Source organism: Ralstonia sp. 22086 (assembly GCF_052045975.1).
Taxonomy (GTDB): domain Bacteria; phylum Pseudomonadota; class Gammaproteobacteria; order Burkholderiales; family Burkholderiaceae; genus Ralstonia; species Ralstonia wenshanensis.
Window position 1 is genome coordinate 779,516 of record NZ_JBQEPZ010000002.1, and the last position, 13,355, is coordinate 792,870.

Annotated in this window: 10 protein-coding genes; 7 read left to right on the top strand and 3 right to left on the bottom strand. The window is 65.1% G+C overall.

The window, feature by feature from the left end; genetic code table 11:
* Nucleotides 1-285 precede the first annotated feature (285 nt).
* The 5 genes from ACTJK6_RS12555 to ACTJK6_RS12575 all read left to right on the top strand — a co-directional run bounded on the left by ACTJK6_RS12555 (nt 286) and on the right by ACTJK6_RS12575 (nt 7,155).
* Nucleotides 286-1,803: a sensor domain-containing diguanylate cyclase gene (locus ACTJK6_RS12555; RefSeq protein WP_440839197.1), complete on the top strand. Its 1,518-nt coding sequence runs from the start codon at nt 286-288 to the stop codon at nt 1,801-1,803.
* An 87-nt stretch (nt 1,804-1,890) separates the two neighbouring features.
* A complete protein-coding gene (locus ACTJK6_RS12560; RefSeq protein WP_440839199.1) occupies nt 1,891-2,907 on the top strand; it encodes a helix-turn-helix domain-containing protein in 1,017 nt (338 codons plus the stop codon).
* Nucleotides 2,908-3,199: 292 nt separating this feature from the next.
* Complete coding sequence (locus ACTJK6_RS12565; RefSeq protein WP_440839201.1) at nt 3,200-5,140, top strand: S8 family serine peptidase; 1,941 nt, start codon at nt 3,200-3,202, stop codon at nt 5,138-5,140.
* 22 nt (nt 5,141-5,162) lie between these two features.
* Nucleotides 5,163-5,648, top strand: coding sequence for a hypothetical protein (locus ACTJK6_RS12570; RefSeq protein WP_232040000.1), 486 nt, complete (start codon nt 5,163-5,165; stop codon nt 5,646-5,648).
* A gap of 100 nt (nt 5,649-5,748) precedes the next feature.
* Nucleotides 5,749-7,155, top strand: a complete 1,407-nt coding sequence (locus tag ACTJK6_RS12575; protein ID WP_440839203.1) for an amino acid permease — start codon at nt 5,749-5,751, stop codon at nt 7,153-7,155.
* Here ACTJK6_RS12575 and ACTJK6_RS12580 read toward each other — a convergent pair.
* Nucleotides 7,134-8,333, bottom strand: coding sequence for a M20 aminoacylase family protein (locus ACTJK6_RS12580; RefSeq protein ID WP_440839205.1), 1,200 nt, complete (start codon nt 8,331-8,333; stop codon nt 7,134-7,136). The two genes, ACTJK6_RS12575 and ACTJK6_RS12580, sit on opposite strands and share 22 nt — an antisense overlap.
* Nucleotides 8,334-8,386: 53 nt before the next feature.
* Nucleotides 8,387-9,682: an MFS transporter gene (locus ACTJK6_RS12585; protein ID WP_232040003.1), complete on the bottom strand. Its 1,296-nt coding sequence runs from the start codon at nt 9,680-9,682 to the stop codon at nt 8,387-8,389.
* A 256-nt stretch (nt 9,683-9,938) separates the two neighbouring features.
* Between ACTJK6_RS12585 and ACTJK6_RS12590 the strand changes: the two genes are divergently transcribed.
* Nucleotides 9,939-10,856 carry a LysR family transcriptional regulator gene (locus ACTJK6_RS12590; RefSeq protein ID WP_440839207.1) on the top strand — a complete coding sequence of 306 codons (918 nt, stop codon included), beginning with the start codon at nt 9,939-9,941 and terminating at the stop codon, nt 10,854-10,856.
* A 22-nt stretch (nt 10,857-10,878) separates the two neighbouring features.
* Here the strand turns inward: ACTJK6_RS12590 and ACTJK6_RS12595 are convergent, their stop codons facing one another.
* Nucleotides 10,879-12,183, bottom strand: coding sequence for an O-acetylhomoserine aminocarboxypropyltransferase/cysteine synthase family protein (locus ACTJK6_RS12595; protein ID WP_440839209.1), 1,305 nt, complete (start codon nt 12,181-12,183; stop codon nt 10,879-10,881).
* Nucleotides 12,184-12,394: 211 nt separating this feature from the next.
* Between ACTJK6_RS12595 and ACTJK6_RS12600 the strand changes: the two genes are divergently transcribed.
* Nucleotides 12,395-13,294 (top strand): LysR substrate-binding domain-containing protein, encoded by a 900-nt coding sequence (locus ACTJK6_RS12600; protein ID WP_440476520.1) that lies wholly within the window; start codon nt 12,395-12,397, stop codon nt 13,292-13,294.
* The last annotated feature ends 61 nt before the right edge of the window (nt 13,295-13,355 follow it).

A 13,355-nucleotide genomic window follows, 5' to 3' on the forward strand; every position in this document is an offset into this window, starting at 1 on the left:
CTCCAAGGATGCTTACCCAGAATAGGCAAAGCCGGCCTGACACGATTGCACGGAGGTGCGATGGGCATATGTCGGGCGGGCAGCGTGCCCGGCGCCACGGGTGCGGCACTCAGGCAATGCTCAGCAAGCCGCACACCTGCGCCCACAAAAACGTTGCACAAACGGACTGGATCGGCATTAGCAAACGTTTTCTTTCCAGAAAACGTCTTAGATAGTATTGCGTAGGAAGGTAGGGTCCGGTACACAATCGAGACTGTCGTTTTCAATATTTTCACAATTCTGCGCATGCCTTTAGAGCGCGCCACCGGCGCATTCCTGCGACGCCCCTCCCTGCTGATCATCGGCGCGTCGGTGCTGTCACTGGTGCTGGCCGCGTTCACCGCGCTCTCGCTCTGGGAAATGCGTACGGACGCGCTGGCCCGCGCGCGCGATGCTGCCGACAACCTGTCGCTGATCCTGCAACGCGACATTGCCCGCAACATCGAGGTGTACGACCTGTCGCTGCAGGCCGTGATCGACGGCGTGCGCGACCCCGCCATGCTGGCGCTGCCGCCCAACGTCCGCCAGCTCGTGCTGTTCGACCGCTCGACCAACGCGCAAGACCTGGGCTCCCTGCTGGTGACCAACAAGGTCGGCGACGTGGTCTTCGATTCCCGCTCGGTGCCGCCGCGGCATATTCACCTGGGCGACCGCGACTACTTCCAGGTGCATCGGGGCTCCGCAAATGTCGGGCTGTACATCAGCGAGCCCTTTACGCCGCGCGTGACCGGCCTGGACACGTCGCTCGGCCTGAGCCGGCGCTTGAACGGCCCGCATGGCGAGTTCAACGGCATCGTGGTCGGCACGCTGCGCCTGAACTACTTCCGCCGGCTATTCGATGGCATCAACCTGGGGCCCCACGCAACCGTCACGCTGATACGCACGGACGGTACGCTGCTCATGCGGCGACCGTACAGCGAAAAACTCATCGGCCGCAGCCTGGCCGATGCCGTTGCCTTCCAGAAGCGCCTGCTCACGCCGCAAGGCTCGTACGTAGACGTCGCCAGCCTCGACGGCATCGAGCGCCTGTTCAGCTTCCGCCATATCGGCGACCACCCGCTGATTGTCACCGTTGGCCTCGCCACCGAAGACATCTACGCAGAATGGCGGCAGCGCGCATGGGTGATCAGCGGCACCGTGCTGATGCTCGACGCTGTATTCATGGCGCTGTCGTTGCTTTTCGCGCAGCAACTACGCAAGCGGCTCGAGATGGAGCAGCAATTGCACCTGCTGGCCAATACCGACAGCCTGACCGGGCTCGGCACGCGTCGCGCGCTGGACTCTGCACTGGACGTGGAATGGCGCCGCGCCAATCGCCACCACGCCCCGATGTCTGTACTGATGATCGACGTGGACGACTTCAAACCCTACAACGACAAGTATGGCCATGCCGCCGGCGATACCGCGCTACGCACGGTGGCACGCTGCATCAACGACAGCATCAAGCGCCCGGGCGATTTTGCCGGCCGCTATGGCGGCGAAGAGTTCTGCGCCGTGCTGCCCAATACAGACCTCAGTGGCGCCTTGCGCGTGGCCGAGAGCATCCGCACCGCCGTGCTGCGCGCCGCCGAACCCAACGCGGGAAGCGCATACGGCACGCTGACGGTCAGCATTGGGGTGGCTTCCCACTCTGGCCTCGCTGCGGCCGACGATACCGTTCAAGACCTGATCCACCTGGCCGACGGGCGCCTGTATGAAGCCAAGGCCGCGGGCCGCAACGTGGTCATCCCCAGACAGGAGCGACCGAAGTTGGCGGTCGTTTAGGCTAGCCCCCTCGGGCACCCCACTTTGGGGGCATGCCATCGTGAGCCACCGCTTCTGCACAATGCACGGGCCTTTCAGGAAACCACCGTGAGCAAACCTCCGCATTCCCACTTCGATACGTCTGCGCTGCCGCGCGAGCATCAATTTGCGGCGTGGCGGGATGCCATCAACGTGCTGTTCGACACGCGCTCCGCCGCGCCGCAGTCGCATGGCTTTCAGGCCAGCGTTGACGCGTATCTGTGCGGCGAGACCGGTGTGGGCATGATCAGCGCGCAGGCACAGCACTATGATCGGTCCCGCTCCAAGCTCGGGCGCGACGGCATGGATGTCTACGTGCTCCAGTACTACCTGGAAGGCAGTTGCGGACAGCGTGACGGCGCCACCGGCACCGCCACGCGCCCCGGCGATCTGTTCATCGTCGACGCTGCGCAGCCGCTCGCTACCAGCACGACCGACAGCCGATTCCTGAGCCTGGCGGTGCCACGGCGGCTGCTGGCGCCGCTGCTGCGCGCACCGGACGAACTCAGCATGCGCGTGCTGCGCGGCGATGCGGCGATGGTCGGGCTGCTGCGCGATCACCTGTGCTCGCTCTATCAATCGGTCGGGAAATTGAGCGAGGCCGAGGCGCAGGCCGTCATGCCGGGCACGCTGCAACTGGCGGCGGCCGCCATCAACTGCCAGGTGACCGAAGCCAGTGCGCCGGCCGTCAGGGAAAGCCTGTTTGCGTCGATCTGCCGGCACGTGCAGCAGAACCTGGCCGACCTCACACTTTCGCCCGAGGGGGTTGCCGTGCAGTTCGGCATCTCGCGTGCCACGCTGTACCGGCTGTTCGAGCGCGAAGGCGGCTTCTTCAACTACCTGCGCATGCAGCGCCTGCGGCAATGCCACGCGATCCTGGCAGACCGCACGCAGACGCACCGGTCGGTGGCCGAAATCGCGCAGACCTACGGTTTTTCCGACGCATCGAACTTCACGCGCGCGTACCGCCGCGCCTCGGGCATGTCACCGCGCGAGACACGCATGCTCGCCATCGAAGGTCGTGCCACCGCCATGCGCTTCGTTCAGCAAAAAGACTGGCGCACCTGGGTCATGCAGATGCGCTGAAGCGCGCGCGGTACCCCTGCCGCGCTCCCGTTTTCCTCCCGCCGTCCCCGCTCAGCCGCCCCAAATGCTGAGACGCGCTGACAGGTTCGCGCGACAGCCGAACCGGTTCGCGGGCACAGCCGCTTTCGCCGTTGAATCCCCACTGGCGTGCATGCGAGCATCCGGCCCGACCTGATGAGCGCCCACGCTCTCGCGGCGGGCACGTGCGACGTGCCCTCTCTTCGTCGAACAGGTCGAAGCGGTGCGGACATCCCGCGCTTTGCACAACACACAACGACAAAACGGGGGTCTCGTGAAAGACATTACGGGAAAAACGCTTGCCTTGACGCTGTTCGCCACCGTGGCCCTGGCCGCGTGCGGCGGCGCAGACTCAGGTAGCAATACGGCCAGCAACGGCGGCAACACCGGGGGCAACACGCCGCCCGCATCCACCTGCGCGGAAACCGGCGTCGATGCCAAGTACGCGTGCCAGACCGGCAGCACCGAGCCGCTGTACGCCTACCAATGGGCGCTCAAGCAGGCGACCAGCTTCTTCGCTGCATTCGGCCTGGTGGCCAACGGCACGACCGACATCGACGTGGAAGACGCGCACAAGGCCGGCATCAAGGGCCAAGGCGTCAACGTGCTCGTGCTGGATGACGGCATCGACGTGCACAACGAAGACCTGTTCGCCAATGCCAACTCGGACATGACGCACAACTTCGACGATGGTTCGAACGATCCGACACCGGCAGACATTCCCGCGAACATCAAGGACGCGCATGGCACCAACGTGGCCGGCATCATCGCCGCGGCGCAGAACGGCAAGGGCGTCATGGGGATTGCTCCGCGCGCGACGCTGGGCGGGGCGCGCTTTATCGGCGCAGCGAATCCGGACACGACCGCGGCCTACGGCGGCGCCGACTGGTCGAAGAACGGCCACATCATCAATGCCTCGTACGGCGCGAACCCGCAGGCACCGCTGGAATACGACACGTCCACCTCGACACAGGCAGCGGTGCGCGCCTTCCCGAACCTGCGTGGCGGCCGCGGGCTGGTCATGCTCAAGGCGTCGGGCAATGAATACGAATACATCAACGACGGCGTCCGCGTTCCGCCGCGCACATGCCCGACCGTCGGTGGCACCGCCGGCATGATCGGCTGCGAGAATCCCGCCAATGATCCAGAAGCGCTGGAGCCCGGCGTGATCGTGGTCGGCGCGGCAAACGCGAAGGGCATCAAGTCGAGCTACTCCAACGCCGGATCGGTCAACTGGATCACAGGCCTGGGCGGCGAGTACGGCGACGGCGGCAAATATGGCGAAACCGGCAGCGGCCCAAAGATTTTCTCCACCGACCTCAGCGGCTGCGCACGCGGCTACAGCCGGGCCAATCCGGACGACACCAACGACTTTGCGATTGCTGGCACTGCCACCAACCTGAAAGACAACGCGAAGTGCGATTACTCGAGCATGAACGGCACGTCGGCGGCTACGCCCACGCTGTCCGGCGTGGTCGCGCTGATGCTGGCCGCCAACCCGAATCTGACGTGGCGCGATGTTCGCGAAATCCTGCGCGCAACTGCCCGCCAGATCGACACCGATTACGGCAGCCGTGACGGCCGTAACGCGCGAATCGACCTGCTCACCGGTGCCGCCACGGGCGATACCAGCGCCGCGCTGACTGACGGCGCGACCACCGCACGGCTGGACTACGGCTGGCAGACCAATGCCGCCGGCTATGCATATTCCACGTGGTACGGCTTCGGGCTGGTCGATGCGTCAGCGGCGGTGAAAATGGCCAAGGCCACTGTCACCTACAAGCCGGCCGCTCTGACGGTGCCGGACTTCGCGGCGGCCTTTGCCAACGTGAACCAGCTGAACTACGGCGCGGTGCAAAAGCTCGGCCAGTTCAACGTGTCGGGCACCGACAAGGTCGACGCCCTGCAATTGCGCGTGTCGGGCTCGGTGTGCGTGGGCAGTGTCGGCTTCTTTGTGAAGTCGCCCTCGGGGACGGTGTCGGCGTTGTCCCTCCCCTACAACGGCTATTACAACAACGGCGTCGATACCGTGAACAAGTACGGCCTGGGCAGTTACGCCTTCTATGGCGAGAACGCAGCCGGCACGTGGGAGGTCTACGCCGTCAGCGGCGTGCCGACCAATGCCTGTTCGACATACCAGCCCCAGGGCGGTACCCACACCGTGACCCTTGCCACGCCGCTGGCCGTGGAGTATCGCGTGATTGCTGCCAAGTGAGCCCGTTCGGAGACCATTCAACATGATCAATACAACCCTGATGAAAACCGTGGCGCTGGCGGCGCTGCTCTCGATGGCTTCGGCGTGCCAGGCAGCTGACCTGACGGTGGGCAAACACCTGAGCACGCAGGAGCTGACGCAATACGCAAGCGCACCGACGGTGCAGATCGAATCGCAGTCGTTCAAGGTGCTCTCCAGCGGCACGCGAACCAAGGCGGCGGGTGCGGCATCCTCCGCCGTCACGCAGGTCGTCAATGAACGCGGCGTGGTGGGCGAGAGCCGCAACGAAGTGGTCGTCTCGCAGGTGTCGGTCGACAGCGTGCGCCAGGCGGTGAGCAACCTGCCGGCGACGCCCGTGTCGGCGGAGTACTACGGGCACCTGAACATCAGCACCCTGCGCTTTGCTACGTTCCAGGATGCCGTGAATGCGCGTGCGCAGCTCAAGAAGACGCTGCCGCAGGCGCGGGTGGACGTTCCGATCCAGTACGCCAAACCCGTGGCGCGCTGATCAGCCTCCGTCTGGTCACACAAGACGCCCCGCCTCCGTGCGGGGCGTTTTTCATGGAGCGGCGTATCATCCCGGCCTTTTCCCCAGTCAGGACAACACCATGACCAAGGCCACCGGCAGCTTCGAAGCGCTGGCCGCACGCGAAGGCGGCCTGCAGCACCGTCTCTCATCTGCGCAACTCGCCATGATCGCCATCGGCAGCGCGATCGGCACCGGTCTGTTCCTGGGCAGCGGTGCGGCCATTCAGTTGGCCGGCCCCGGCGTGATTGCGAGCTATGCCATTGGCGCAATCATTGCGCTGCTGCTCATGGGCTGCCTGGCCGAGATGGTGGTGGCCCACCCGACCACCGGCTCTTTTGGGGCCTATGCCGAGCATTACGTCAGCCCGCTCGCCGGCTTCCTGGTGCGTTATGCGTATTGGGCGGCGGTCGTCTTCGTGATTGGCGCAGAGGTGACGGCGGTGGCGGTATACATGGCGTACTGGTTTCCGGGCGTGCCGGCGTGGATATGGATCGTGGGGTTCTCAGCCGTGCTCGTGTGGATCAACGCCAGCAGTGTCGAGGTATTCGGCGTGGCCGAATACTGGTGCTCGATGATCAAGGTGGTGGCCATCGTCGCGTTTCTGGCGGTGGCGAGCTATGCCATTCATCGTGCGCCCGAAGGCGCATCGATCGGCTTTCACAACTACGTGGACATGGGCGGCTTTCTGCCGAACGGCTGGCATGGTGTGTGGTTCGGCGCGGTGGTCAGCATCTTCAGCTTCTTCGGTATCGAGCTGATTGCCGTGGCCGCCGGCGAAGCGCGCGAGCCCGAAGCGGCCGCCACCCGCGCATTCCGCTCCACGCTGTTCCGGCTGGTGTTCTTCTACCTCTGCACACTTGCGCTGATGCTGGCCGTGGTGCCGTGGCAGCAAGCCGGCACAGGCAAGAGCCCCTTCGTGCGGGTGATGGAGATCCTGGGCATTGCCGGCGGCGCGGGGGTGATGAACTTCGTGGTGCTCACCGCCGCCTTGTCGTCGATGAACGCGCAGTTGTATGTGTCCACGCGCATGCTGTTCAGCCTGGCACGCGGCGGGCAGGCGCCCAGGGCGCTCGGTGTGGTGAGCCAACGCGGCGTGCCCCTGCGCGCGCTCGCTGTGTCCAGTTCCGGGGCTGCGCTGGCGGCCGTACTCAGCGTCGTGCTTCCGGGCCATTCGTTCTTGCTGATGATGGCGCTTGCGATGTTCGGCGCGCTCTTTACGTGGCTCGTCATCTTCATCACGCACCTGCGCTTTCGCCGGGCGGCGGAACGCGAAGGTCGCACGCTACGGTTCCGCATGTGGGGCTTTCCGGCGCTGACCGTCATCGGCGCCGTCGCGATGGCGGTCATCATCGTCAGTACGGCGTGGATGGCGGATTTCCGCATGACGCTGGTGGTAGGTGTGCCGTTCTTGCTGGTGATGGCGCTGGTATTCCGGCAGGCGCGGCTGGGGGAGTCGCCTGCGCGTCAGGCTTCTGCGCGCAACTGATCCTCTACCAGCGCCACCCAGCATGCCGCCCCAATGGGGATCAGCTTGTCATTGAAATCGTAGCCGTCGTTGTGCAGCGAGCAGCCGACCCACTGGCCGCCCAAGCCGTTGCCCAGCGCGAAGTAGCAGCCTGGGCGCTTTTCCAGCATCCAGGCAAAGTCTTCACTGCCCATCTGCGAAGACGGCGGCACCTGGATGACGCGCTCCTCGCCCAGCACGCTCGCCACGGCGCGGCGCGCGATGGCCGTCTGCTCGGGTGTATTGCAGATGGCCGGCACCAACCGCTCGTAGACGATCTCCGCGCACACGCCATAGGATGCGGCCTGGTGCGTAATGACCTCGCGGATGCGCGTCTCCAGCAGCTCGCGCACCTCCGGCTTGGTCGCGCGCACGCTCAACTTGAGCATGGCCGTTTCGGGGATGATGTTGTGGGTCGTCCCAGCCTGCATCTGCCCAACACTGATGACGGCCGCATCCACCGGCGCGACATTGCGCGAGACGATGCCCTGCAACGCCACCACCGTCGATGCCAGAGCCAGCGTCGGGTCCACAGCCAGGTTTGGCATGGCGCCATGGCCGCCGCGCCCGCTGAAAGTCACCGTCACACGATCTGACGAACCGCCCAGCGGGCCGCTCTGCACGACGGCCACGCCCAGCGGCAAGCCGGGCGCGTTGTGGAAAGCGTAGATGCCATCGCAGGGGAAGCGCTCGAACAGGCCATCGTCCATCATGGCCACGGCGCCGGTCAGGCCCTCTTCATCGGGCTGGAAGATGAGGTTCAGGGTGCCGTTGAAGTTGCGCGTGGCCGCCAGGTGCTCGGCGGCCGCAAGCAACGTGGCGGTATGGCCATCGTGGCCGCACGCATGCATGCGGCCGGCCACCTGGCTGGCGTAGGGCAAGCCTGTGCGCTCCTGCATGGGCAGCGCGTCCATGTCGGCGCGCAGGCCGATCGTGCGCGTGCCGTTGCCCACCTTCAATTGCCCCACCAGGCCGTGGCCGCCGACGCTGTGCACGTCATAGCCCCATTCACGCAGCAGACCGGCGACGAGCTGGGAGGTGTGCGGCACGTCGGCACCCAATTCCGGGTTGGCATGGATGCGGTGACGCAGTTCGGCAAAGCGGTCGGCGCCCACGTGCAGGGCCTGGGGGATGCTGGGTGAATTCGGATCGAGGTACATGGTGCGAGGTCAGAGGCGAACTAGGTAAGAGCAACGATGGCGCGGCATCAATCTCAATCGCGGCCGGGATACGTCGGGAACAGCGTGAGCGCGCCCAGGCTGATTGCACTGCTGGCCAGCAGATACCAGGCTGGTGCCATCGGGTTGCCGGTTACGCCCAGCAACCACGTAACGATGAGCGGCGCAAAGCCGCCGAACACGGTCACCCCCAGGCTGTACATCACCGACATGCCGGTCGCGCGATGTTGGCGCGGGAAGGCCTCCATCAGCAGCGCCGCGCCCGCGCCATTGCTGACCGCCATGATCGTCACGCCCAGCGCGATCAACCCCATGGTGAGTGCCAACCCCGCACCGGAAGACAGCAGCACGAAGCCCGGGTACGTGCACGACAAGCTCACCGCTGACGCGACATACAGCATCGGCTTGCGCGTCGGCAAGCGGTCAGCAATCAGACCAAACAGCGGCGACATGACCAGCATGGTGAACCCCGCCACGCACGCCGTGAGAAATGCCGTGACCGGCGGCATGTGCAACGAGTGGATCAGGTACGTGGGCATGTAGAAGATCAGGATGTACATGGACGCAGTGGCCCCCGTCATCAGCAGCATGCCCAGCACCAGCGTGCGTGCATGCTGGCGAAGCACGTCGACCACGCTGCCGTGGGGGGCGGCCTCGTGCGTCTCCTTCAGATGCCGGCGGATATACATGCCAACCGGCGCGATCAACAAGCCCAGCAAGAACGGCAGCCGCCATCCCCAGCTCTGTAGAGCCTCGGGGCTGAGCACGGCGCTCACACCGGCCGCACTCAACGCGCCGAGCAGTGCCGCCGCACCCTGCGTGGCAGCCTGCCAGCTCACCAGGAAGCAACGCCGGCCCTTGCTGGCCGATTCCAGCAGCAGTGCCGACGCCGCGCCGATTTCCCCGCCGGCCGACAGACCCTGCAGCAAGCGCCCGAGCACCACCAGCACCGTTGCCGTCACGCCGATCGCCGCGTGGCTGGGTGTGAAGGCGATCAGCGCGGTGCCGGCCGTCATCAATGCAATTGTCAGTGTGAGTGCTGCCTTGCGGCCACGCCGATCGGCCATGTTGCCAATCAGCACGGCGCCCAGCGGCCGCATGACAAAGCCCACACCAAACGTGGCGAATGACAACAGCAACGAGGCCAGCGGGCTGCTCGACGGAAAGAACAATCGCCCGATGGTGGCGGCAAAGAAGCTATAGACCGTGAAGTCGTACATTTCGAGCCCGTTGCCGATGGCGGCGGCAACGACAGCGCGGCTCGAATGCGGGGTCACGGCGGTGGTGCCTTGGCGCGGGGCGCCAGCGGGCACGGCAATCTGGGCATCCATCTTTGATGTCTCCTCCAGTCGGGCGGGCTTCTATGAGCGTCCCGCAATGCGCTGGATTGAAGGGCAATAGTAGGAGCGGTCGGGCCGATTCCGCCTCTCGCTTTTTTTCATGGCTATAGCTGTTGGCTATGGCGGGAGCGCGCATCCGGGCCTGCCCGGCTAGCCCGGCCGCCGCCCCGGGCAGATTCCGCAGTACAGTTGCTGGCTGGCGGTGCGGCATGTCAGCTTTCCGCTGCGCCGTGTATCAAGGACACCTATGAAGCTCAACCAGCTACGCGCACTGGTCACCGTTGCCGAGACGGGCAGCATCCAGGAGGCTTCGCGCCTGCTTCACATCACGCAGCCCGCGCTCAGCAAGGCCATCAAGGAGCTGGAAACCAGCGTGGGCGCAACGCTGTTCGTACGCTCCAGCAAGGGCATCCGGCTTACGCCGTATGGCCAGCGCCTGGTCGGGCATGCACGCTTGATCAATGAAAGCGTCAAGCGCGCACGAGAAGACCTGGAAGACATGAAAGGGGCGGTGACGAGCGAATTGACGGTGGGCGTCACCCCCGTCACCGCGCTCATCGGGCCGGTGGCAGATTGCCTCGTGACCTTCCGGCGGGAGTTTCCCAATGCGCGGTTGCGCATTCTGGAGGCACGTCCGGGCCAATTACTGGAACTGCTGCGCGAGGGCGCCATCGATTTTGCGCTGACGTCTCAGTTGCAGACGGGCGAACGCGGGTTCGACCACACCGTGGTCTGCCGCGCGCAGACGCTGATCGGCGTACGCAAGGGCCACCCGATGCGCGGCCATCAGACCCTGCATGCGTTGCAGCAAGAAGAGTGGCTTGCCCCCGATTCGCTTGCTGACGAGCACTCGCCGCTGTACCGACTGTTTGCCGACGCCGGTCTCGCCCCGCCCGAACGCGTGGTCGAATGCAACTCCATGACCCTGCTGCTCGAACTGTGCTGGAAATCGGACGCCCTGCTCCTGCTGTCGAGCGAATCGACGCGCTCGCCCATCATCCGTCAGACGATCGACTTTATCGAGACCGATCAGCCAATGCCCGAGCGCGTCATCTCGCTGCTCACGCGGGACCGCCACGTCCTGACAGCGCTCGGCGCGCGCTTGCATGACGCGCTGGCACAGGCGCTGCGGCAGGCGTATCCGGAGCGGCCAATGCCGCCGTGAGTCAGCGCAGTTCTGCGCGCGATCAGGCCAACGCCAGCGCCTGATCCAGATCGGCAAGCAGGTCGTCGATATGCTCGATGCCGATCGACAACCGGATCGTCTCCTGCCGCACACCAGCCTTGGCCAGTTCGGTTTCTGACAACTGCCGATGCGTGGTCGATGCCGGATGCGTGGCCAGCGACTTGGCGTCGCCAATGTTCACCAGCCGCGTGAACAACTGCAGCGCATCCTGAAAACGCGCCCCGGCGGCAAAGCCACCCTTCACGCCAAACGTAAGTAGCCCCGGCGCCTTGCCCGAAAGGTATTTGCGCACGAGCCCGTGGTCGGGGTGATCGTCCAGGCTGGCGTGGTTGACCCACTCCACCTTGGCATGGCCGCGCAGATGTCGGGCGATGTGTGTGGCGTTCTGCGTGATGCGGTCGATGCGCAAGCCCAGCGTTTCAATGCCCTGCAGGATCAGGAACGCGTTGAACGGCGACAGCGCCGCCCCGGTATTGCGCAGCGGCACCACGCGGGCGCGGCCGATATACGCCGCGTCGCCCAGCGCTTCCGTATAGACGACACCGTGGTAGCTCACGTCCGGCTCGTTCAGCCGCTTGAAGCGCGCCTTGTGCTTCGCCCACGGAAACTTGCCCGAATCGACGATCGCGCCGCCCAGGCTCGTGCCGTGGCCGCCCAGGTACTTCGTCAGCGAATGCACGACGATGTCGGCGCCATGCTCGAAGGGCCGCGTCAGGTACGGCGTCGGCACCGTGTTGTCGACGATGAGCGGCACGCCGTGGCGGTGCGCGATCTCGGCAAGCGCCGCAACGTCGGTGATGTTGCCCAGCGGGTTGCCGACGGTCTCGGCAAAGACGGCCTTTGTACGGTCGTCGATCAGCGCCTCGAACGATGCCGGGTCGCGCGGGTCGGCAAACCGCGTGGTGATGCCCGACAGCGGCAGCGTGTGCGCGAACAGGTTGTAGGTGCCCCCGTAAAGCGTGCTGGCCGAGACGATGTTGTCGCCCGCTTCCGCAATCGTCTGGATCGCATACGTAACCGCTGCCTGCCCCGACGCGAGCGCCAGCGCCCCGATGCCGCCTTCGAGCGCGGCGACGCGCTTCTCCAGCACATCGTTGGTCGGGTTCATGATGCGCGAGTAGATGTTGCCCGGCACCTTCAGGTTGAACAGATCGGCGCCGTGCTGCGTGTCGTCAAACGCAAAGGCAACGGTCTGGTAGATCGGCACGGCCACCGCGCGGGTGATCGGGTCCGCGCTGTAACCGCCGTGGACGGCCACGGTGTCGAGTTTCCAGGCAGGGGCGGTGCTCAAGGACGTCTGCGTCATGGTGCGTCTCCGGGAGGTTGGTCCGGCGAGCATATGGGCAGCGCATCGACGGCGGAACGACCGTTTTTGTCTTTGGTTATGCGCGAAACGACGAGATGCGGATGCCGCATGCGGCCATGCGGATCTCGCATACCTAGGGTAAACATGGGCCATCTGGCGTGAGCCGAACGTATAGCCTCCACAGCATTGAACGCGCCGCGCCGGAGGGGACATGGAAGTCAAATGGATCGAGGACTTTATTGCCTTCACGCAGCACCAGAGCTTTTCGCGAGCGGCGGAGATTCGCAACGTCACCCAGTCCGGCTTCAGCCGCCGCATCCAGGCGCTTGAGCAGTGGGTGGGCGCCGAGCTGGTGGATCGCAGCACCTATCCGCCCACATTGACGGCAGCGGGCCGCCTATTTGAAGAGGCGGCGGATGACGTGCTGAGCAAGCTGATCGACACGCGCGCCATCATCCGCTCCGAGCACCGCATGCCGGGGCCGGGGCTGCAGATTGCAGCGGGCCACACCATTTCATTGAACTGCCTTCCAACCTGGTTAGCGACGGTGGGCAAGCACATCGGCAACCTGCGCGCGCGCATCATTCCGGGCAATGTGCACGACTCGGTTCTCACACTGGTCAACGGTACGTGCGATCTGATGTTTGCGTACGACCACCCTAACCTGCCGCTGCATCTTGATCCCATCAAGTACCCCAGCCTGACGGTCGGGCGCGACACCTTCATGCCCGTCAGCAAGCCGAACGCGCGGCTAGGGCCCATGCACCGCCTGCCCGGCACGGCCAACCGGCCCCTGCCGCTCATCTCTTACACCCCCACAAGCTATTTCGGCCGTTGCCTGGCGCTGCTGTTGAGCCAGGCCGATGCGCAGCCGTTCCTGCGGCTCGACTACGAATCCGACATGGCCGAGGTGCTCAAGAAGATGTTGCTCGCCGGTGAAGGCATTGCTTGGCTGCCAAAGAGTTCGATCGAGGCGGAGCTCGCCGCGGGCGTTCTGGTGCCGGCCGGCGGGCCGACGTGGTCGCTCGATCTGGACCTGCGTGTGTATCGCAACCAATACACGCGCAACGAACTGCTCGAAAGACTCTGGCGCCATCTCAGCCCGCCCTGAACCCTGCCACAGCGGGCAGTTTGCTCGTTTACCCGAACTATGCGGCGCTCGCATGAGCCCT